14 protein-coding genes are annotated in these 21,215 nt (G+C 69.9%); 8 read left to right on the top strand and 6 right to left on the bottom strand.

Going from position 1 to position 21,215, the window contains the following annotated elements:
• Window positions 1-87: 87 nt before the first annotated feature.
• The 3 genes from FZO89_RS15650 to FZO89_RS15640 form a co-directional block, all read right to left on the bottom strand.
• Window positions 88-1,113, bottom strand: a complete 1,026-nt coding sequence (locus tag FZO89_RS15650; RefSeq protein WP_425480486.1) for a LacI family DNA-binding transcriptional regulator — start codon at window positions 1,111-1,113, stop codon at window positions 88-90.
• Between the two features lie 160 nt (window positions 1,114-1,273).
• Window positions 1,274-3,553 (bottom strand): glycoside hydrolase family 3 N-terminal domain-containing protein, encoded by a 2,280-nt coding sequence (locus tag FZO89_RS15645; RefSeq protein WP_149104361.1) that lies wholly within the window; start codon window positions 3,551-3,553, stop codon window positions 1,274-1,276.
• A gap of 194 nt (window positions 3,554-3,747) precedes the next feature.
• Window positions 3,748-4,047 (bottom strand): YciI family protein, encoded by a 300-nt coding sequence (locus FZO89_RS15640; protein ID WP_149104360.1) that lies wholly within the window; start codon window positions 4,045-4,047, stop codon window positions 3,748-3,750.
• A 367-nt stretch (window positions 4,048-4,414) separates the two neighbouring features.
• On the opposite strand from FZO89_RS15640, the gene FZO89_RS15635 reads away from it, so the two are divergent.
• The 4 genes from FZO89_RS15635 to FZO89_RS15620 all read left to right on the top strand — a co-directional run bounded on the left by FZO89_RS15635 (window position 4,415) and on the right by FZO89_RS15620 (window position 9,102).
• Window positions 4,415-5,317: a segregation and condensation protein A gene (locus FZO89_RS15635; RefSeq protein ID WP_149104359.1), complete on the top strand. Its 903-nt coding sequence runs from the start codon at window positions 4,415-4,417 to the stop codon at window positions 5,315-5,317.
• A gap of 77 nt (window positions 5,318-5,394) precedes the next feature.
• Window positions 5,395-6,363, top strand: a complete 969-nt coding sequence (gene scpB / locus FZO89_RS15630; RefSeq protein ID WP_149104358.1) for an SMC-Scp complex subunit ScpB — start codon at window positions 5,395-5,397, stop codon at window positions 6,361-6,363.
• A complete protein-coding gene (locus FZO89_RS15625) occupies window positions 6,356-7,846 on the top strand; it encodes a pseudouridine synthase (protein WP_149104357.1) in 1,491 nt (496 codons plus the stop codon). Before scpB ends, FZO89_RS15625 begins: the two co-directional genes overlap by 8 nt.
• 233 nt (window positions 7,847-8,079) lie before the next feature.
• Entirely contained in the window at window positions 8,080-9,102 is a 1,023-nt protein-coding gene (locus FZO89_RS15620; RefSeq protein WP_149104356.1) for a glycosylasparaginase, read from the top strand.
• A gap of 141 nt (window positions 9,103-9,243) precedes the next feature.
• On the opposite strand, the gene FZO89_RS15615 is transcribed toward FZO89_RS15620, so the two are convergent.
• Complete coding sequence (locus tag FZO89_RS15615; protein WP_149104355.1) at window positions 9,244-11,757, bottom strand: GH92 family glycosyl hydrolase; 2,514 nt, start codon at window positions 11,755-11,757, stop codon at window positions 9,244-9,246.
• 258 nt (window positions 11,758-12,015) lie between these two features.
• On the opposite strand from FZO89_RS15615, the gene FZO89_RS15610 reads away from it, so the two are divergent.
• Window positions 12,016-13,035, top strand: a complete 1,020-nt coding sequence (locus tag FZO89_RS15610; RefSeq protein ID WP_149104652.1) for a LacI family DNA-binding transcriptional regulator — start codon at window positions 12,016-12,018, stop codon at window positions 13,033-13,035.
• 48 nt (window positions 13,036-13,083) lie between these two features.
• Window positions 13,084-14,079: a carbohydrate kinase family protein gene (locus FZO89_RS15605; protein WP_149104354.1), complete on the top strand. Its 996-nt coding sequence runs from the start codon at window positions 13,084-13,086 to the stop codon at window positions 14,077-14,079.
• An 87-nt stretch (window positions 14,080-14,166) separates the two neighbouring features.
• Here FZO89_RS15605 and FZO89_RS15600 read toward each other — a convergent pair whose 3' ends face one another.
• Together FZO89_RS15600 and FZO89_RS15595 are read right to left on the bottom strand one after the other, a co-directional pair.
• Window positions 14,167-15,138: a glucokinase gene (locus FZO89_RS15600; RefSeq protein WP_149104353.1), complete on the bottom strand. Its 972-nt coding sequence runs from the start codon at window positions 15,136-15,138 to the stop codon at window positions 14,167-14,169.
• Complete coding sequence (locus FZO89_RS15595) at window positions 15,135-15,872, bottom strand: copper homeostasis protein CutC (RefSeq protein ID WP_262378738.1); 738 nt, start codon at window positions 15,870-15,872, stop codon at window positions 15,135-15,137. Before FZO89_RS15595 ends, FZO89_RS15600 begins: the two co-directional genes overlap by 4 nt.
• 508 nt (window positions 15,873-16,380) lie before the next feature.
• Between FZO89_RS15595 and FZO89_RS15590 the strand changes: the two genes are divergently transcribed.
• Together FZO89_RS15590 and FZO89_RS15585 are read left to right on the top strand one after the other, a co-directional pair.
• Complete coding sequence (locus tag FZO89_RS15590) at window positions 16,381-19,494, top strand: TonB-dependent receptor (protein ID WP_187471221.1); 3,114 nt, start codon at window positions 16,381-16,383, stop codon at window positions 19,492-19,494.
• 175 nt (window positions 19,495-19,669) lie between these two features.
• On the top strand, window positions 19,670-21,193 hold the full coding sequence (locus FZO89_RS15585) for a tryptophan halogenase family protein (RefSeq protein ID WP_149104352.1): 1,524 nt from the start codon (window positions 19,670-19,672) through the stop codon (window positions 21,191-21,193).
• Window positions 21,194-21,215: the final 22 nt, after the last annotated feature.

The following is a 21,215-nucleotide window of genomic DNA, read 5'->3' as shown; positions in this document are numbered from 1 at the left end:
AGTCCTGCATGTGCCTCACCTCTGCGGGCGATCGCGCTTCCTGCGACTTGGTGTTCGCTTTTTTCATGAGTCGGAGTCTCTGAGCGTCTATGTGGCACCGGCATTCACGCCACTGGACCTTCTTACGACGAGTTCCGGGGTCAGCAGTTCGTGTCGCCGAGCCCCCCCCGGAGCCCCGGCGTCCGGATCGAGCAGGGTTCCGATCGCGCGCGCCCCCAGTTCGGCAATCTCCACGCGCATGGTCGTGAGCGGCGGGTGTACGTACCGCGAAAGCGGAATGTCGTCGAAACCGGCGAGCGCGATGTCGTCGGGCACGCGCAGGCCCGCCTGGCTCAGCGCGAACAGGCATCCCAGGGCCATCATGTCGTTGGCGGCGAAGACCGCATCCGGTCGTTCTGCGGCCGCCAGCAGCGCCTGCCCGGCACGGTGCCCGGAGGCCTCGTCGAAGTCGCCCGCCAGCACCCGGGGCTCGATGCCGGGCGCGCCTTCCGCAAGCGCGTCGCGATAGCCGCGCAGGCGTTCGCGGGCATCGAAATTGTCGTCGGGGCCGCCGATGAAGGCGATGCGCCGGTGCCCGGCCTGCAGCAGGTGGCGCATCATCGCCATGGCGCCGCCGTGGTTGTCGATGCCGACCGAGGCATGCACGCCGGGCGTGAGCGCCGAGTTCATCAGCACCGCCGGCATGGTCGGCGGGAGGTCGCCGGCAAGCGCGTCCGCCCCCTCGGCGAATGGCGACATCAGCAGCAGCCCGTCGACCCGCCCGCGCATCGTGCGCAGCGCCACGCCCTGCTCGCGGGGATTGCCGTGGTAGCTCGACACCAGCAGATGCAGGCCGCGTTCGCGCGCGACCTGGTCGATGCCGCGCATCAGTTCGGAAAAGAATTCCCCGTACAGGTCCGGCAACACCACGCCGATGGTCTGGGTGCGCCGGCTGCTCAGGCTGCGGGCCGCGTGATGCGGGCTGTAGCGCAGCTCGTCGGCAATGCGCAGCACCCGCTCGCGCACCGCCTCGGCGACGTTCTGATGGCCGTTCAGGGCGCGCGAAACCGTTGCCACCGAGACATTCGCGCGTCGTGCAACGTCTTTGATGGTGACGCTCACCCCGCCCTCCAAGGTTCCCGGTCGCGCGGAATGTAATCGTTTCCAGCGCAGGCTGCAAAGAATGGCCGGTTTGCGCTGCATTGCAGCAATCCGGAACGCCGCATCCATGCCTTGCAGCGGTATCGCCGCGGGGGCCGCTCCGACGCCGGCAAGGCCCGACCGCGGCCCGCGCTCACGGCGCCTCCACCTCGAACCGCGCCGACTGCGAGGCCTGCGAGTCACCACCGGCGAACACGGTGAACGTGCCCGGCTCCACCACCCGCTTCATGTCGAGGTCGTACATGGCGAAATCGTCGTGGCCGAGTTCGAACGTGACCACGCGCGATTCGCCCGGCTGCAGTTCGACACGCCGGAATCCGCGCAGCTGGCGCACCGGCCGGGTGACGCTGGCGACGTCGTCGCGTACGTACAGCTGCACCACCTCGGTGCCGGCGCGCTTGCCTGTGTTGGTGACGCGCACACTGACCTGTTGCGCCAGGTCGTCGCCCGGAAGCGTGGCGCGCGCCACGGCCGGCGGGTCGTAGCGGAACGTGGTGTAGCTCAGCCCGTGGCCGAACGGATACAGCGGCGTCCACGGCACGTCGATGTACTTGCTCGTGTACTTGTTGTCCTTGTCCGGCGGGCGGCCGGTGTTGCGATGCGCGTAGTAGATCGGGACCTGGCCCACGTTGCGCGGCACCGTCACCGGCAGCTTGCCGGAGGGATTCACGTCGCCGAACAGCACGTCGACGATCGCGTTGCCGCCCTCGATGCCAGGGAACCAGGCTTCGAGGATCGCCGGCACCTCGCCCTGCAGCGCGCCGGTCGAGAGCGGCCGGCCGTTGAGCAGCACCACGACGACGGGCTTGCCGGTGGCGGCCACCGCCAGCGCCAGTTGCTCCTGCACGCCCGGCAGGTCGAGCGAGGTGCGGTTGTTGGCTTCCGCGCTCATTTCCGGGTGCTCGCCGAGGAACATCACCACCGCATCCGCCGAGCGGGCGGCGCGCACCGCCCGCTCGAACCCCGAAGTGTCGTCGCTGTCGATGTCGGCGCCCTTGGCGACCACCAGCTTCGTGCGATCACCGAGCGCCTGTTTCAGCGCCGCGAGCGGCGTCACCGCGTCCTGCGGACGGCCGATGCCCACCCAGTTGCCGAGCATGGCCCACGGCTCGTCGGCCAGCGGACCGATCACCGCGAGCGTGCCGAGCGACTTCGACAGCGGCAGCACCTCGCCTTCGTTCTCCAGCAGCACCATCGACTTCTGCGCCATCCGGCGCGCCGCGGCGCGATGTTCGGGGGTGAGCGTCATCGCCTGCTGGCGCGCGGGATCCTTGCAGTAGCGGTACGGATCCTCGAACAGGCCGAGGCGGAACTTGGCGTTGAGCACCCGCCGCACCGAGGCATCCACCTCCGCCATCGGCACGCGGCCGGCCTCGACCGCGGCGGGCAGGTCCTTCAGGTAGATGTTGCTGACCATGTCCACGTCCACGCCGGCGGCGAGGCCGAGGCGCCCGGCCGCTTCGCGGTCGGCGGCCACGCCGTGTTCCACCAGTTCCAGCACGCCGGTGTAGTCGCTGACCAGCACGCCGTCCCAGCCCCACTGCGCGCGCAGCAGGTCCTGTATCAGCGGCTTGTGCGCGTGCATCGGCACCCCGCCCACCTCGTTGAAGGCAGCCATGATCGACTGCGCGCCGGCGTCGACGGCGGCCTCGAACGGCGGCAGGTAGACCTCGCGCAGGGTGCGCTCGGGGATCTCGGCGATGTTGTAGTCGCGCCCGCCCTCGGCCGCGCCGTAGCCGACGAAGTGCTTGGCGGTGGCGAGCAGGGTGTCCGGCGCGGCGAGGTCGTCGCCCTGGAAGCCGCGCACGCGCGCGGCGGCGAACACGGCGCCGAGGTACGGGTCCTCGCCGGCGCCTTCCACCACGCGACCCCAGCGCGGGTCGCGGGCGATGTCGACCATCGGCGCATAGGTCCAGTGCACGCCGTGCGCGGTCGCTTCCACCGCGGCCACCCGCGCGGCGTTGCGCGCCTCGTCCGGATCGAAGCTCGAGGCTTCCCCCAGCGGCACCGGGAACGTGGTGCGCATGCCGTGGATCACGTCGTAGGCGTACAGCAACGGGATGCCGAGCCGCGACTCCTCTACCGCGATGCGCTGCAGGCGACAGGTCAGCTCTGCGCCGTGGGTGCCGAGCCAGGAGCCGATCGCGCCGCTGCGCACCTGGTCCTCGCTGCCGGCCATCGCCGCGGGACCGGTGTTGTTGCCCACGGCCGGCGGCTGGTTGAGCTGGCCGAGCTTTTCCGCCAGCGTCATCCGGGCCATCAGCGCGTCGACGAAGGCGCGTTCCGCGGCGAGGTCGCCGGCGGAGGTCCCCGGCGGCGGCGGGGCGGCCCATGCGATCGGCGCGGCCAGTGCGGCGGCGAGCAGTCCGGACAGGACGGGACGGGTGCGGAGACGGGAACTGGCGCGCTTCATGGTCCTTCCGGGGTGTCGGGCCGCGGAATGTAATCGTTTTCAGCGCCGGATGCATGGCACGACGCAACATGCGATGCGGCGGGCCTTTCACCTTGTCTCGAGACGCGGCTCGGCTTTGGGGGCTGGGCTCGACGTGATCCTGGTGGCGACGCGCTCCGACCCGGGTGCGCTTCGCTTACCCGGGCTACCCCGGGCTACGGGAGGACCTGACGGAACGGTCGCACCTCGACGCGCGTGTAGACGCCGGCCTCGACATACGGATCGGCATCGGCCCAGGCGCGCGCCTCCTCCAGCGATGCGAAGTCGGCGATCACGATGCTGCCGCTGAATCCGGCCGGGCCGGGATCCTCCGCATCGATCGCAGGGCATGGGCCGGCGACCAGCAGCCTGCCCAGATCGCGCAACGTCGCCAGGCGCTCGAGATGCCGCTCGCGCGTCGCCTTGCGCCGGTCGAGCGCATGCTCGCCGTCGTAGCCCTCGATCGCGTACCACATGCGTGCGTGCTCCCGCCTGGTCGAACCGCGATTCTAGCCACCTGCGGGCCCTCGCCCGGGTCGCTGGACAGGCTGCCGGCCAGCGCTTACCCTAGGAGCCAAGTTCCGCAGCCGAACGCCGCTCCCGTCGCAGCAGGACGCAAGAGTCGCGGCCCTTCGGCCAGACCCGACGATCCCTCCAGCAGTCTTCTGCCGGCATCCGGCATGGCCTGCCCGTGGCGCCCGGTCGCAAGACGCTTTGCCAGTGCGATGTAACGGACCCGTGCACGCCGGGGATGCACGCCCGTTCCTCTTCGCAGCCCGCGACCGCCCTCGGCCCCGCGACAAGACCGACAAGCCAGACGGCCCCGGAGGGGCCGCACCGCGAATGAACCAAGCCGCCCAGGACAACGCCGCGCAGGCGCCCTCCCATCCGCAGCAGCAGGAGATGCGGCTGGCGACGGTGCATGGCCAGCCGGTGCTGCAGATCCCGCAGGACCTGTACATCCCGCCGGATGCGCTGGAGGTGATCCTCGAGGCGTTCGAAGGCCCGCTCGACCTGCTGCTGTACCTGATCCGCCGCCAGAACCTCGACATCCTCGACATCCCGGTCGCCGAGATCACCCGCCAGTACGTCGAGTACATCGGCGTGATGCAGGACCTGCGCTTCGAACTCGCCGCCGAGTACCTGGTGATGGCCGCGATCCTGGCCGAGATCAAGTCGCGGATGCTGCTGCCGCGGCCGGCCAGCGAGGAAGGCGAGGAGGACGATCCGCGCGCCGACCTGGTGCGTCGCCTGCAGGAGTACGAGCGCTTCAAGCAGGCCGCCGAGGACATCGACACCCTGCCGCGCATGGAGCGCGACACCGCACCGGTCGCCGCCTTCCTGTCCGACCGCGCCTCGGTCAGGCTGCCGCCGCCGGTGGACCTGCGCGAGATGCTGCTGGCGCTGCACGACGTGCTCAAGCGCGCCGAGCTGCTCACCAGCCACGCGATCCGGCGCGATGCGCTGAGCGTGCGCCAGCGCATGGGCGAACTGCTCACCCGTCTCGAGGACGGCGCCTTCCACCGCTTCGAGGCGCTGTTCAATCCCGGCGAAGGCAAGCTGGGCGTGGTCGTGACCTTCCTCTCTCTCCTCGAGCTGGCCAAGGAACGCCTGCTCGACATCGTCCAGGAAGCACCGCTGGCGCCGATCTACCTCAAGTCGCTCGCCACCGGGCGCGCGGCCGACGAACCGCTGGAATTCGCCAGCGAGTTCGACGACGCCCCCGCGCCCGACGACGACGCCTGAACCCACCGCCGTGCCCGCGGCCGGTCCACCACCGGCGCGAACCCCGCACGCCATCCATCCCGCCACTCCCAAGACGCATGGATCAACAACTCATCAACCGCATCGTCGAGGCCGCACTGCTGGCCTCGAGCCAGCCGCTGACCGTGGTCCAGCTCAACGGCCTGTTCCCGCTCGACGAGCCGGCACCCGAGGGCAGCCTCCAGGCCGCGCTCGAAACGCTGCAGGCCGAAGCGGCCGGGCGCGGCATCGAGCTGGTCGAGGTCGCCTCCGGCTGGCGCTACCAGGTCCAGGCCGACGTCCACCCCTGGGTGGCGCGGCTGTGGACCGAGCGCCAGACCAAGTACACCCGCGCCACGCTCGAGACCCTGGCGCTGATCGCCTACCGCCAGCCGATCACCCGCGGCGAGATCGAGCAGGTCCGCGGCGTGGCGACCAACAGCAACATCATCAAGGCGCTGGAAGAGCGCGAGTGGATCCGCGTCGTCGGCCACCGCGACATGCCAGGCCGCCCGGAACTGCTCGGCACGACCAAGGGCTTCCTCGACTACTTCGGCCTCAAGCGGCTCGACGAGCTGCCGCCGCTGTCGGAACTCAAGGATTTCGGCGAACTGGAGCCGCAGTTCGAGTTCGACGGTCCGCGCGCGGTCGGTGGCATCGCCGCGGGCGGCGATGACGATGGCGATGCAGGCAGCGAAAGCCAGGCCGCCAACGATGCCGCGGAGGACGATCCGGACGACGATCGCGTGCCTGCCGCCGACCAGGTCGACCCGCTCGAACCCGCGGCCCACGACGAGGATCGCGACGGCCAGGACGAATCCGGAGACGACGCCCCCGACGAGGCCGCCTTCGATGAAGACCCGGCTGGCGAGACGCCCGCTGCCGAGACCAGCGATCCGCATGCACCCGATTCCGACGATGGGGTCGACGAAGACCTCCAGCGCGAAGTCGAAGCCGAAACCGACACCCACGACACCGTCCGCGAATCCGCGGCGGACCCAGACGCCCTCGCCGACGACGGCGACAGCACCGGAGCACGACATGACTGAGCAACACCCCGCCGCCAGCCGCAAGCTGTCGCTCAAGCGCGGCGAAGACAAGGCCGCCGAAGCGCCGCGGCTCGAGGAGCGCCTGCACAAGGTGCTGGCGCAGGCCGGCCTGGGCTCGCGCCGCGCGCTCGAGCAGCGCATCGCCGACGGCCTGGTGAAGGTCAACGGCGAGGTCGCGCAGACCGGCATGTCGGTCAAGGGCGGCGACCGCGTCGAGATCGACGGCCGCCAGTTCGTCGCCAGCGCGCTGGCCGAACCGGCGCGCGTGCTGATGTACAACAAGCCCGAGGGCGAAGTCACCACGCGCGAGGATCCCGAAGGCCGCCCGACCATCTTCGAATCGCTGCCCGCGCTCAAGGGCGCGCGCTGGATCGCGATCGGGCGCCTGGACATCAACACCACCGGGCTGCTGCTGCTCACCACCGACGGCGAGCTGGCCAACGCGATGATGCATCCCTCCTACGAGGTCGAGCGCGAGTACGTGTGCCGCGTGCGCGCACCCGAGGGCGAGGAGACGGTGTCGGACAAGATCGTGGAACGCCTGCAGCGCGGCGTCGCGCTCGAGGACGGTCCGGCGAAGTTCGACGAGATCAAGCGCATCGGCGGCACCGATTCCAACGAATGGTTCCAGGTGCTGCTCAAGGAAGGCCGCAACCGCGAGGTACGCCGGCTGTGGGAATCCCAAGGCTGCCAGGTCAGCCGGCTCAAGCGCATCCGCTACGGCAAGGTCTCGCTGCCGCAGACGCTGTTGCGTGGGCAGTCGCAGGAACTGCCCGACGCCCAGGTAGAGGAACTGCGCAAGGAACTCAGGCTCGAGGAAGGTCCGCCGCCGGCGCTGACGCTGCTGCCGGTGATCGGACAGCGCAAGGCGGCCAAGTCCACCTTGCACCTGACCGGCGATCGTCGTCCGCAGGGCTACGTCAACGGCCACAACACCGCCGACGAGGGCCGCGAACTGCGCCGCTTCGACCACGTGCGCGAGGATCGCCGCGGCCGCGGCGGCAAGAAGCCGCATGGCGGCCTGACGGTGAGCGGCGAACAGGCGGCGAAGCAGTCGCAGAAGCCGTTCAAGCAGCGCAAGCAGAAGGGCCCGCAGGCGCTGCCCGACGGCAATCCCGCCGCATTCCGCACCTGGTACGTGCCCGAGGGCGTGGACACCGGCCCGGCCGGCCACCGCAATGCCGATGGCCGCGGACCGAAGAAGCCGTTCAACAAGAACCGCCGCGGCCCCGGGCAGGGACAGGGTCCGGGCGCCGGCAAGGGTCCCCGCAACCAGGCGGCGCGCCCCTATGGCCATCCGGACAGCGCGCCGACGTTCCCCTCGGACCATGCCTCGCCGGATGCGTTCAATCCCTACGCGCGTCCACGCGGACCGCGTCCCGGCGGAGCGCGACCGGCCGGCGGCCAGAACCGTCCCAAGGGTCCCGGCAAGGGGCCGCGCCCCGGCGGCGGCAATCGCGGGCCGCGCGGCGGCAATCGCTGAGAACGGCGAGGTCGGGCTTCCGTCCAAGTTCCGGCCACCCGCCCGCGCCTTGCCTGCACCACGGCGCGGCTTGCTTGTGACGGGCACCGCACGTCCGTCGCAGCGCGCACGCGGCCAACTCCCAACGGGGAGTGGTCCCGGGTGACGCGATTGCGCGAACGCGATCGCCGCGTGCGCTATCGTGGCTTGCAGCGCATCGATGTCCGCCATCCGACACGGAAAACCCGATCCCCATGCCTCTTCGCCGCGACTTCCTGCGCCTGCTTGGCCTGACCGCCGCCTTCCCCGCGCTTCCAGCCATGTCGGCGTCCGACCCGGCGTCCGGCCCGGCGTCCGGCGAGCGACCGGTCGTGGTGTCGACCTGGAACTTCGGCGAAGCGGCGAATGCCGCGGCATGGCGCGTGCTGGAAGGTCGCGGCAGCGCGCTCGACGCGGTCGAGGCCGGGGCGAGAATCCCCGAAGCCGATCCCGACAACCACTCGGTCGGCCTGGGCGGCTATCCGGACCGCGACGGCCACGTGACGCTCGATGCCTGCGTGATGGACCACCTCGGCAACCTCGGTTCCGTGGCCTGCCTGGAGGACATCGTGCACGCGGTGTCGGTGGCGCGCCGGGTGATGGAGAAGACTCCGCACGTGCTGCTGGTGGGCGAAGGCGCCCTGCAGTTCGCGCTGGCGGAGGGGTTCGAGCGGCAGGACCTGCTGACGCCCGAGGCGGCAGCGGCGTGGCGGCAGTGGCGCGAGACCGCCGAGTACCGCCCGCAACCGAACATCGAACGCAGCAACCGCTACCGCATGCCCGGCGAACTGCCGGGCGGCGAGACCAACCACGACACCATCGGCATCCTCGCGCTCGACGGCGCCGGGCACCTGGCCGGCGCCTGCACCACCAGCGGCATGGCGTTCAAGATGCGCGGCCGCGTCGGCGATTCGCCGATCAGCGGCGCGGGCCTGTTCGTCGACGGCGAGGTCGGCGCCGCCACCGCCACCGGCGTGGGCGAGGAATGCCTGCGGATCTGCGGCTCGCACACGGTGGTGGAACTGATGCGCCATGGGCGCTCGCCCGAGCAGGCCTGCCGCGAAGCGGTGGAACGCATCGCGCGCAGGTATCCGTCGGGGCGCGACGATCTGCAGATGGCCTTCGTCGCCTTGCGCAACGACGGGGCGGTGGGCGGCTATTCGCTGCAGCCGGGTTTCAGCTTCGCGATCCGGACCGCCACCGGTTCGCGCGTGGTGGAGGCTCCCAGCCTGCGCTGAGGTCACTTGCTGCGGGGCCGGGAAAGCCTAGGTGGCGGACACAGTGCATGGACGGCCCGCGCGGCGTCCGGGCCGCGCCGCACCCAACGCGATTCCCGCGCACCCTTCGCCCAACACGCAGGCGGAAGATCCCGGGCGCGCTCACCAGCGCAGCGTCTCCGCGTCCGTGGCGCAGGCCGCGGGCGGAAGATCGTCGGCCCGCGCGCCCCAGGCCGCCGCGGAAGCATCGCCGGTGAGCGAGAACGCGAGTTCGCCGCCCTCGCGCAGCTGCTCCCAGTCCAGCCACACCCGCGACTGCGGCTGTCCATCGAAGCTCGCGGACGCGACGAACCGCAGCTGGCCGTCGCCGGCGCCGGGGGCCTGGATGCGCAGCGTGCGGCCTTCGCCCAGGTGCAGTTCCACCCGCTCGAACCGCGGCGCGTGCAGCACGAACTGCCCCGTGCCGGGCGTCACCGGATACAACCCGATCGCGCTGAACAGGTACCACGCCGACATCGTGCCCAGGTCGTCGTTTCCGGTCACGCCGTTGGGTGCGTTGGTGAACAGCGTCTGCGCCGCATGCAGCACGGTCGAGCTCTTCCACGGCTCGCCGAGCAGCGTGTAGATCCAGGGCGCATGCAGGTCGGGCTCGTTGTTGGGGTTGTAGCGGAACTGGTTGTAGTAGCTGTACGGGCCGACCACCCAGTCCTTGCGCGCGGCCGCGGCGGGATCGGCGCGCAGCGCGTCGAGCGCGAAGAAGGCATCGAGCCGGCGCAATGCCTGGTCGCGGCCGTGCATCGCCTTCGCCAGGCCCGGCACGTCCTGCTGCACCAGCCACTGGTACTGCCAGGCGGTGCCCTCGTGGAAGCCGTGGTGCGAGCGCGGGCTGTAGTGGTCGTCGGCCGGCTGGTACCAGCTGCCGTCGTCGATGCGCGGGCGCGGGAAACCGGTGAAGCCGGTGTCCTCGTCGCGCACATCCGGATCCCACACCTTGCGCCAGTTGCCGCCGCGCCGCAGCAGTTCCCTGGCGTCGTCACCTTCGCCCAGCGCCTGGGCCATCTGCGCCAGCGAGCAGTCGGCCAGGGCGTATTCGAGCGTGGCCGAGCCGCCGTGGTGCGGGTCGACGTCCATGCCCTTCGACGGCACCGTGCGGTCGTACTGCACGAAGCCGTCGGCGAGGTAGCGCGCATTGCCCGAGCGCCCGGCATGGCGCGAGTTCAGCGGCGGCTCGCCGAAGGCGTTCTCGCGCAGGGCCGCGTACGCCTGCGCCTCGCGCCTCTCGAGCGCGCCCATGCGCCACAGGTCGACGAGGAACGGCGTGACCGGATCGCCGGTCATGATGTTGGTCTCGAAGCTGGCGTAACCCCAGCGCGGCAGCCAGCCGCCCTGTTCGTGGACCGCGAGCACCGAACGTGCGATGTCGCGCGCCTGCCGCGGACGCAGCAGCGCGAGCAACTGGTTCTGGCTGCGGTAGGTGTCCCACAGCGACAGGTACTCGTGGTAGGTCCAGCCGTCGGCGCGATGGATGCGGTTGTCGTAGCCGCGGTAGCGGCCGTCGGCATCGCTGCCGGTCATCGGCTGCAGCAGCGCGTGGTAGAGCGCGGTGTAGAACACCGCGATGTCGTCGGCACCCGCGCCCTCGACGCGAACGCTGCGCAATTCCCGGTTCCACGCCTGCGTCGCATGCGCGCGCATGGCGTCGAATCCCAGCAGGCGGCCATCGGCCATGCCGTCGGCGCGCAGGTTGGTGCGCGCACCCTCGGCGTCGACATGCGAGATCGCCGAGACGATGGTGACCGCGCGGTCCTCGCCGGTGTCGAAGCTGAGCCACGCACCGTTCGGCTTCGCCTCGCCTTCCATGTTGTGTCGCGCACCGGGCAGTCCACCCGCTTCGCCCCAGACGCCATGGGCTTCGAATGGCCGATCGAACTCGAGCCGGAACCAGGTGGTGTACTGGTGCCCGCCGCAGAAGCTCTTCGTGGTGACGCGACCTTCCACCACCCGGTCGCCGACGATCTCGATCGCGCTGCCCGTGACCGCATGGCGCTCGTTCGCCTGGCCGAGATTCACCAGCACGTGGCCCTCGCCCGCGCGCGCCGGGAACGTATAGCGCTCGGCCGCGGCGCGCACCCGCGCCGTGGCCTCGGCGTCGATGCCGCCGTAGTCGGTCAGGCGGACGCGGTAATAGCCGGCCTGCCCCACTTCACCCTCGTGCGTGTAGCGGGCACCGTACTGGCGCTGGTCGAAGGCCTTGGCGTCCTTCGTGTCGAAATCGCCGCCCGGCGCGATCGTGCCGGTGACCGGCAGCACCGATACCTGCCCGCCCTGCTCCCAGCAGCCAGCGCCGGAGATGAAGGAATGGCCGAAGCCGCGGATCTGCGGATCGTCGTAGCGCCATCCCGAGTAATGCGAACCGATCGGGCTCACCTGGATCTTGCCGAACGGCGCCGACGCGCCGGGGAAGGTGTTGCCGTCGTCCTTGGTGCCGATGAAGGTGTTGACCACCTCGGCCGGCGGGGGCGTTTGCGCGGCGACCTGTGCGGCCGGCCAAATGCAGGCCAGCACGGTCGCGGCAATGCCGCCGAGGGCGCGACGCCTGGCGCGCGCCTCCGGGAAGAAAGAAGGCCCGGCGGGGACCGGACCAAGGACGTCGCGGCAGTCGGCTGCGATCGCCATGGGAGAAGTGGAGACGGGCGCGGGAAAAGGAATGCGGCGCTGGGCGGCGGCCATGAGAGGTCTCCCGTCAGTGGTTTGGATCGATCAAATCGAAATTCATTACGATTTGGAACGATCTAAATTGACCACACTCGGCGGCGATTTTCATGCTGCCCTGCAGCATCGCTTCGCGCTTGCAGCGTGCCGGGCGATGCCGCAGGATGCGGGCCTTGGATCGATCTAAACGCGGTAGGGGGCGGTTTGGAAAAGCGTCGCAGGATCACCTTGAACGATATCGCGCGCGCCTGCGGCGTCTCGCGCGCGACCGTGTCGCTGGTGCTGCGCGGCAGTCCGCTGGTGCATACGGATACCCGCGCCCTGGTCGAGGCGGAGATGCTGCGGCAGGGCTACGTCTACAACCGGGCCGCGGCCAACCTGCGCCAGCGCGTGTCCAGCGCGGTGGCGCTGGTGATCAACGACCTGTCCAACCCGTTCTTCGCCGAGTTCGCCGCCGGCGTGGACGAGGCGCTTGGCGCCAAGGGGTTCGTCACCCTGCTCGGCAGCAGCAACGAATCCCCGGCGCGACAGCGGCAGGTCCTGGGCTCGCTGATGGAGCACCACCCGGCGGGCATCATCCTCTCGCCCGCCGAATCGAGCAGCGTGTCCGACGTGGAGTTTTCCATCGGCCGCCAGACGCCGCTGCTGGTATTCAACCGGGCGCTGACCGGCCCGGCAAGCGCAGGTTTCGAATACGATTTCCTAGGCCTGGACAACCGTGCCGGCGCACGCGCCGCCACCGGACGCCTGCTCGCGCTGGGCCACCGCCGCATCGCGTTCTTCGGCGGCCATGCCAGTTCGAGTTCCTGCCGCGAGCGCCGGCTCGGCTACCAGGACGCGTTGCGCGACGCGGGGATCGAGCCGCAGGCGTCGTGGCTGATCGAGACCGCGCCGACCCGGCTCGAGGCCAACGCGCGGGCCGATGCCCTGCTCGTACTCGATCCTGCCCCGACCGCGGCGGTCTGCTACAACGACGCCGTCGCGCTCGGCCTGATGCTCGGCCTGGTGCGGCTGGGACGCAGGCCCGGCACGGATTTCGCGATCACCGGCTTCGACGACATCCCGGAGGCGGCGGTCGGCATCCCGCCGCTGACCACGGTGAGCGCCGCACCGCGCGAACGCGGCCGCCAGGCCGCCGAACTGCTGCTGCAACGCGCCGCCACGCCGTCGCTGCCGGGGCGCTGCGTGATCGCCCCCGTCCATCTCACCGAGCGGGAGAGCACGCCTGCCGTCGCCGGCTGACGGGCGCGCGAAGGACCGGACCACGCCAACAATGCACAGGGCACACTTTTGAGCAGGGACCACACCATCGTCTGCTTCGGCGAAGCGCTGATCGATTTCCTCGCCACCCCCGCGGACGCGGGCGAGGCGCGCGTGTTCCGGCAGTTCGCAGGTGGCGCGCCGGCGAATGCCGCGGTCGCCATCGCCAGGCTCGGCGGGCGCAGCGAATTCGTGGGCATGCTCGCCAGCGACATGTTCGGCGACTTCCTCCTCGAGAGCCTGCGCGAGGCCGGCGCGGGCATCCGCTTCGTCCGCAGGACCTCGCAGGCCAACACCGCGCTGGCCTTCGTCTCTCTCGACGAACAGGGCGAGCGCAGCTTCAGCTTCTACCGCCCGCCGGCGGCCGACCTGCTGTTCCGCGCCAGCGACTTCGATCCCGCCTGCATGGCGAGCGCCAGCATCTTCCACGCCTGCAGCAACAGCCTGACCGACTCCGACATCGCGACCGCCACGCTGTCGGGCATGGCCATGGCGCGCGCCGCGGGCGCGCTGCTGAGCGTCGACCTCAACCTGCGCCCGGCGTTGTGGCCGCAGGGCGAACCGTCGCTTCCCCTCTTGTGGCAGGCGCTCGAAGCCGCGGACCTGGTGAAGCTGTCGCGCGAGGAACTCGACCACCTCAGGCGCGATGGCCACCAGGACGAGGACGCCGTCATCGCACGGCTGCTGCGGCATGCGCGCGTGGTGGTGGTGACCGACGGATCGGCGCCGATGCGCTGGTTCACGCGCGACGCCCGTGGCGAGCTGCCGGCCCTGCCGGTGCGCCCGGTCGATACCACCGCCGCCGGCGACGCCTTCACCGGCGGCCTGCTGGTCCAGTTGCAGCGCGACGGCATCGACGCCGCGAGTTTCGACGCATTCCTCTTGGACCTGCCCGGGATCGAACGATGGTTGCGCTACGCCTCAGCCTGCGGTGCTCTCGCCGTCACGCGCCACGGCGCGTTCGCCGCGTTGCCCACGCACGAGGAAGCCAGCGCCCTGCTCGCCGACACCGGGACCGCCGCGTAGGCGGGGTCCGCGAACCGCGCACGCTCACCCGGCGCGACCGCGGCGTCGGCTCTCGCTACCGAAGGTCGGGAAAGTCGCGCGCGCTGCTCAGCCGCTCGCGTTGCGCTGCAGGAACCAGCTCGCCGCACCGATCACGCCGACGTCCGGATTCTCGATCAGACGCACCGGGATCCGTTCCAGCATCGGGCGCATGACGTCCTTGTCCACCATCCGCTGCGCGAAGGCGCCGTCGAGCAGCCACCGCCGGACCTTCGACGGCACGCCGCCAGCGACGAACACGCGCGTCGCCGAGGTCACCATCGCAAGGTCGCCGACCACGCTGCCGAGCATGCCGCAGAACATCGCGACCGCCTCCCCCGCCTGCGCGTCGGTGCCCGCGTCCGCCGCCGCGACGACCTCGTCCGACGACGTCCAGCGCGGGGCCAGGCCGTCGATCGCGCAAAGCGCGCGATAGAGGTTCGCCAGCCCCGGTCCGGAGACCGCGTGACCGACGCCGACGTGGCCCGCGCCCTCGCCCATCCAGTGGGCGAGCACTGCCAGTTCGCGCAGGTTTCCCGGCGCCAGCGAAACCTGCTGCGGTTCGCACGGCAGCACCAGCGCGCGGCCGCTGCGGGTCACGCGCAGGGCGCCACCGAGCCCGGTGCCCGGGCCCAGCAGCAGGCTCGTCCCCGGCTCCGCCGGCATGGCGACGCCGGGCGTGAGCAACAGCGTGTCGGCGTCGTCCATGCACTGCCAGGCGTGCGCGACCGCGACGAAATCGTTGACCGCCGCCACCTGCGCGATGCCCGACGCGCGCAGGTCGGCCAGGTCGATCGGCCAGGGCACGTTGCGGCTGACGACCGCGTCGCCATCGACGATCCCCGCGACCGCGAGCGCCAGCGCGTCCGGAGCGGCGGCGTCGCCCATGAAATCCGCCACGATCGCGCGCAACGAGGAGTGCGCCGCGCACAGGTAATGCCGCTGCCCGATCACCTCGATGCTGCCATCGGGGCGCGGGCGCACCCACGCCAGGCGAGCATTGGTTCCGCCGATGTCGGCCGAAACGAACGGCGCGCTCATTTCGGCGCGACCTCACGCAGGGCCGCGAGCAGCGCATGGATGCGGCCTGCGTCGGCGCGCGATTCGCCGCCATCCATTCCCAGCGCCGGATCGACCGGCACGCGCATGCGCGTGGGGAGAACCTGCCTGGCGGAGGCGTGGAACTCGCGCGCTCCCGTGCGCGTCGCCAGCCAGGCGATGTTGTCCGGAGTGATGCCGGCGCCGGGCATCACCACGATGCGATCGCCGGCCTGGTCGACCAGTTGCCGCAGCATGTCCGCACCGACGATGCTGCTGGCCGCGCCCCCGGACGTGAGCACCCGGCGGAAGCCAAGCGCGATGACCGCTTCCAGGGCCGCTGGCATGTCCGGGCACAGGTCGATCGCCCGATGGAACGTGGTGTCGAGCGCGCCGGCCGCTTCGAGCAGTTCGCTGCACCTCGCCACGTCGATCTCGCCGCTTGCGGTGAGCGCGCCGACGACCACGCCGTCGCAGCCGCTCGCGGCGCAATGGGCGATGTCGGCCAGCATCGTGTCGTGCTCATCGTCGGTGTAGACGAAGTCGCCGGCGCGGGGCCGGACCAGGACATGCAGCGGCAGGGACAGGCGTTCGCGCACGCGCGCGACGACGCCGACGGAGGGCGTCAGCCCGCCGAGTTCGAGCGCCGCGCAGAGTTCGACGCGGGAAGCTCCGGCGGCACCCGCGGCCAGGGCCGAGGCCGGGGAGTTCGCGGCGATTTCCAGCGCGCGGTTCACGGCGCGCGCAGCCGCGGCGCCTGAGGCCGCCCGACGGCAGCCGCAGGAGACGGACGTGGGATATGACGGAGGACCAATCGCAGGTACATGGGGCGTCCGGGATCGCGGCAGGGGACAGCGGCGGCCAAGATCCCCAGTGGCCTGTGCGTGGTCAAGACCGATGGCTTCCCCGTGCCTGCCGGGCATCCGCGCAATACCCTGGCTTCGCCCGCACTGTTGCTTTCCAATCAATGGTTTGCAGGGGATCGCGCCCGCCCGTCTCAGGGGCCTGGGGAACGCCAGACGGGCGCATTGCTGCGGGGCAGCATGCGTCCCGTGGCGGGGCATGTTACATCTTTGCACGCCGAATTAGATCGATCCAAACCACGAACGGCCGCGCCGGCCATGGGCGCCCGTGTCGCGGGTGCCCGGCAAGGAAGCTCGAAGCCCCATCGGCGGGACCTGTGATTGGATCGATCCAAACCATCAGGGCGCATCGTCCATCAGTTCTTTGGAGAGGGAGATTGTGATGAAGTTGATGCCACACACGCAGGGACGGACCACGCTGTCCGCCGCCATCGCGTTCGCGCTGACGGCGATGGCCAGCATGCCGACGCTGGTGTTCGCCCAGGACGCCGCCAGCACCCTTCCAGACGCGGAGGAGACGCCGGCGGCCAGCACCGACGCCGCCACCCTCGACGCCGTGCGCGTGACGGGCTACCGCTACGCGATCGAACAGAGCCTGGACCAGAAGCGCAACGCCAATGCGATCGTCGAGGTGGTCACCGCCGAGGACGTGGGCAAGTTCCCCGACAAGAACGTGGCCGATGCGCTGCAGCGTGTGCCGGGCGTGATCGTCACCCGCAGCGGCGGCGAGGGAAAGAACGTCAGCGTCCGCGGCCTGTCGTCGGAGCTGACGCTGACCCAGTTGAACGGCAACTACATCGCCACCGCCGAATCCAACGGCGACCCGACCCGCTCGTTCAACTACATGCTGCTGCCTTCGAACATGCTCTCCAAGGCGGAGCTGTTCAAGACACCCGAAGCGCGCATCGACGAGGGCGGCGTCGGCGGCACGGTCATCCTGCATACCCGTCGTCCGCTGGAGATGGAATCCAACACCGGCTTCGTCTCCGTCGAAGGCACGCGTGCCGATACGACCGGCCAGAACGACGGGCAGTTCTCGGGCTCGTACTCCTGGCAGGACGAGGAAGGCCGGTTCGGCGTTTTCGTCGGCTATTCCGACCAGACACGCACCACGCGAACCATGGGGACCAGCACCGAGAGCTGGCAGTGGTACGGCCGCGACGAAGGCGGGACCGCGGTCGACGTCAACGGCCGGCCGTCAGACTTCAACTCGAACTGGTGGGGCGGCACCGGTTTCTGGGACCAGAACGGCAATTACTACACCGGCTTCATGATGCCGACTTCGGTCAACTTCAACGTGCGCGAAGAGGAACGCGAGCGCAGGGGCGGCCAGGTGACGCTGCAGTTCAAGCCGACCGACAACCTGACGTTGACCGCGAACTACTTCCGCTTCGAGCTCTCGCAGGACTCGCAGACCAGTACCCTGAAAGTGCCGGAATGGAACATCGCCCGCTACTTCGGCGACGGCAACTGGCGCGGTGGCCGACTGCTCGACGGGCTCCACTTCGACCGCAGTGGCACCATCGTCACCGGCGCGGATTACAGCCTGCATCCGGGCAAGACCTACTACTGCAGCGAGGAAGAGGCGGCCGCCGGTGGCATGGCGCCAGGCGGCTGGGGTTCGGATGACTGCACCGTCCCGACGCCGCAGATCACCGGCAGCTACAACATCGAGGAGTCGCTGTCGCAGACCGCCGATTTCGCCGCCGAGTGGCGTGGCGAATGGATCGACCTGTCCTTCAAGGCAGGCCGTACCTGGGCGGAGGGCGGGCCGGACCTGCAGTTCTCGGTGCCGATCAAGCCTCGTCGCCAGAATGCGGACGGCAGCTGGAGCCTGGGCAACTACGCGAGTGCGTGGGACCTGACCGGCACGCCGTCGATGGCGTTCTCGCCGGAGCTGATGCAGAACCTCGCCGCCGGCATCCTCCAGGTCGACCTCGGTTCGACGGGTTCTTCCTGGACCCGAAACAGCACCGAGCAGAATTACGTCCAGCTCGATGGCACCTGGTATACCGAAGGCAATTTCGTGGAGTCGTTCCAGTTCGGCTTCAAGGCTCGCGACGGCGGCATCAGCCGCAGCACCGGCAACAGTTACTGGGTGTGCCCCGGTACCGACCCGGGCGACTACGACAACCGCTTCTGGAACGGCCGCTGCAACGATGTCGCCACCCAGTTCTCGCCGGATTTCCTGTATTCCCTGGGCAACCTGGCGGGCGGGATCAATGCCAGCGCGTACCCGGCGATCGACTACCCGGCCTACATCGCCTACCTCAACAGCACCTACGGTCCGGTGCAACGACGCGACGAGGACAACTTCGTCTACAACGTCGACGAACGGATCTATTCCCAGTACTTCCAGGCCAACTTCCGCACCGACCGCCTGCGCGGCAACCTCGGCCTGCGCATAGCGCAGACCAGGCAGCACGCGGATTCGACCGACAAGGTGACCAACTACAACGACTACTTCTTCGACGGCAGCGACGGTAACCCGCTCCCATGCCAGCAGGGCGCTTCCATGCCGGACGGCGCGCCCGCTGATACCTACTGCGGAAGCGAGGGGTACTGGAGGCTCTCGGACAGCGTGGCGCGACCCGAAACGTTCGAGGTCAGCGCGCTCGACCGTACCTATACCGACGTGCTGCCCAGCTTGAACCTGGCCTACGACCTGACCGACACCCTGGTGCTGCGCGGTGCGGCGTCGAAGGTCGTTGCGCGCCCGAGCTACAGCGATATCGCCGCGCCAGGCAGCCTCGAGTACTACAGCCCCGAGTACGTCGCCGACCGCCGCCTGACAGGTGGCGCCGGCCAGCAGGGCTGGTACGGATCCGGCAGCAACAAGGGACTCGAACCGTACAAGGCTACCCAGTTCGACGTGGGGCTCGAGTGGTACTTCCAGCCAGGTTCCGTACTCGGGGCGGGCCTGTTCCGCAAGAACGTGAGCAACTTCGCGGTGCCGGTGATCTCGGACGTGGAGGTCGACATCGACGGCGAGACGGTGACCGTGCAGAACTACTCGACCGATGCCGGCGGCCGCGACGCGGTGTCGCAGGGCGTCGAGCTGTACGCGCAGCACACGCTCGACTTCGGTCTCGGCTTCCAGTTCAACTACACCTACAACGACACCAACGAGGCGGCGATCACCCTGGAGGACGGAACCGAGCTGGGCGAGTCGCCGCTGGTCGGCAGCGCGAAGAACCAGACCAACTTCACGGTGTTCTACGAGGCGCACGACCTGTTGCTGCGCGCCTCGTACAACCGTCGCGGCGAAGTCGTGCAGGGCCTGGTCAGCGGCCTGAACGTCTACGAGGAGCCGTACCAGCAGATCGATCTCAATGCCGCCTACAACATCACGCCGGACCTGAGCATCAGCGCCTCGGTGCTGAACGTGACGGAGGAAGAAACGCGCTCGCACCTTGGCAACGACACGGAGGACCGCTTCTACTCCAACGGCTACGCCGGCCGTGTGACGTACCTTGGCCTGACCTACAAGTTCTAGCGTCAATGCCCTCGCGCATCCGCGCGGGGGCCTGGTTCCACGTCGCCGGCGATGGTGGAGCATCGCCGGTGGCGACACGCCGGGCGCCCTGCGCGCCGCGTCTTCCGCCGCCACCGCTGCTTGCGATGATGCATCCCGCCCCTGCACGCCCACGCACCTGCCCTCGGATTACCGGGTGACGGATCACGACGCCCGCATCCGCCGCATCGTCGTGGTCGGCGGCGGCAGCGCCGGCTGGATGGCCGCGGCGACGCTGGCGACCTACCTGGGCCGCGGTTCGTCGGTTCGGCTGGTGGAGTCGGAGGAGATCGGCATCGTCGGCGTGGGCGAGGCCAGCGTGCCGCACCTGAAGACCTTCAACGGCGAGGTCCTCGGCATCGAGGAAGCCGAATTCCTCAAGGCCAGCCAAGGCACGTTCAAGCTCGGGATCGAGTTCCGCGACTGGGGCCGCATCGGCGACACCTACCTGCACGGCTTCGGCCGGATCGGCCGCTCGATGGGACCGCTGCCGTTCCACCAGTTCTGGCTCAAGCGCTTTCTCGCGGGACACGCGCCGGACATCGGCGCATATACGCTGCAGACGGTCGCCGCGCCGCAGGGCAGGTTCATGGTTGGCGGATCCGATGCGCCCGCCGGCTCGCCGCTGGCCGACTTCGCCTACGCCTACCATTTCGATGCAGGACGCTACGCACGATTCCTGCGGGAACTGGCGGAGCGGCGTGGGGCAACCCGGACCGAAGGCCGCATCGTCGATGTGGTGCGGCGGGCCGGGGACGGCTTCGTCGAAGCCGTGGTGCTGGAATCGGGCGAGCGCATCGAGGGCGACCTGTTCATCGACTGCTCGGGCTTCCGGGCGCTGCTGATCGGACAGGCGCTGGAGGTCGACTACGTCGATTGGCGCCAGTGGCTGCCCTGCGATCGCGCGATGGCGGTGCCCAGCGCGAACGCCGGGCCGCCGACGCCGTATACGCGGGCCACCGCGCGTGCCGCGGGCTGGCAGTGGCGCATTCCGCTGCAGCACCGCACCGGCAACGGCTACGTCTACGCCAGCGAGCACCTGAGCGACGACGAAGCCGCCGCCACGCTGCTCGCCCATCTCGACGGAGTGGCGCTGGCGGAGCCTCGCGCCCTGCGCTTCACCACCGGCATGCGGCGCGAGTTCTGGCATGCGAACGTCGTGGCGCTGGGCCTGGCGAGCGGGTTCATGGAACCGCTGGAATCGACCAGCATCTACCTGGTGCAGTCGGGGCTGCAGCGCCTGCTCGGGCTGTTCCCCGACCTCGGCTTCGAGCCGCAGCTGGTCCGGCGCTACAACGCCGAGACCACGTTCGAGTACGAGCGCATCCGCGACTTCCTCGTGCTGCACTACCACGCCACCACGCGCGACGACAGTCCGTTCTGGACCCATTGCCGCACGATGCCGGTCCCCGACGCCCTGCGCGAGACGATCACGATGTTCCAGCGCGACGGGCGCTACTTCCGCCACGGCGACGACTTCTTCGCCCTGCCGAGCTGGGTGCAGGTCATGCTGGGTCAGGGCATCGTGCCGGCGGGCTACCATCCGGTCGTGGACGAGATGCCCGAGTCACACCTGGATGCGTTCCTGTCCCGTGTGCGCGAAGACATCGCCCGCGCGGCGGCGGCCATGCCCACGCACCAGCAGTTCATCGACCGCTACTGCAAGGCGCCGCCGGCATGAGCGCTGCGCCCACCCTGTCCGA

Origin of the sequence: Luteimonas viscosa (genome assembly GCF_008244685.1) — a bacterium.
GTDB lineage: Bacteria > Pseudomonadota > Gammaproteobacteria > Xanthomonadales > Xanthomonadaceae > Luteimonas > Luteimonas viscosa.
Note: the sequence above shows the minus strand (reverse complement) of the source record. Positions and strands in the feature narration are given on the sequence as shown.

Bases quoted from the DNA above. Each gene is read 5' to 3' on its own strand.
- FZO89_RS15645 (WP_149104361.1), bottom strand. From the start codon at position 3,553: ATGAAGCGCGCCAGTTCCCGTCTCCGCACCCGTCCCGTCCTGTCCGGA.
- FZO89_RS15640 (WP_149104360.1), bottom strand. From the start codon at position 4,047: ATGTGGTACGCGATCGAGGGCTACGACGGCGAGCATGCGCTCGACCGG.
- FZO89_RS15635 (WP_149104359.1), top strand. From the start codon at position 4,415: ATGAACCAAGCCGCCCAGGACAACGCCGCGCAGGCGCCCTCCCATCCG.
- scpB (WP_149104358.1), top strand. From the start codon at position 5,395: ATGGATCAACAACTCATCAACCGCATCGTCGAGGCCGCACTGCTGGCC.
- FZO89_RS15625 (WP_149104357.1), top strand. From the start codon at position 6,356: ATGACTGAGCAACACCCCGCCGCCAGCCGCAAGCTGTCGCTCAAGCGC.
- FZO89_RS15620 (WP_149104356.1), top strand. From the start codon at position 8,080: ATGCCTCTTCGCCGCGACTTCCTGCGCCTGCTTGGCCTGACCGCCGCC.
- FZO89_RS15615 (WP_149104355.1), bottom strand. From the start codon at position 11,757: ATGGCGATCGCAGCCGACTGCCGCGACGTCCTTGGTCCGGTCCCCGCC.
- FZO89_RS15600 (WP_149104353.1), bottom strand. From the start codon at position 15,138: ATGAGCGCGCCGTTCGTTTCGGCCGACATCGGCGGAACCAATGCTCGC.
- FZO89_RS15590 (WP_187471221.1), top strand. From the start codon at position 16,381: ATGAAGTTGATGCCACACACGCAGGGACGGACCACGCTGTCCGCCGCC.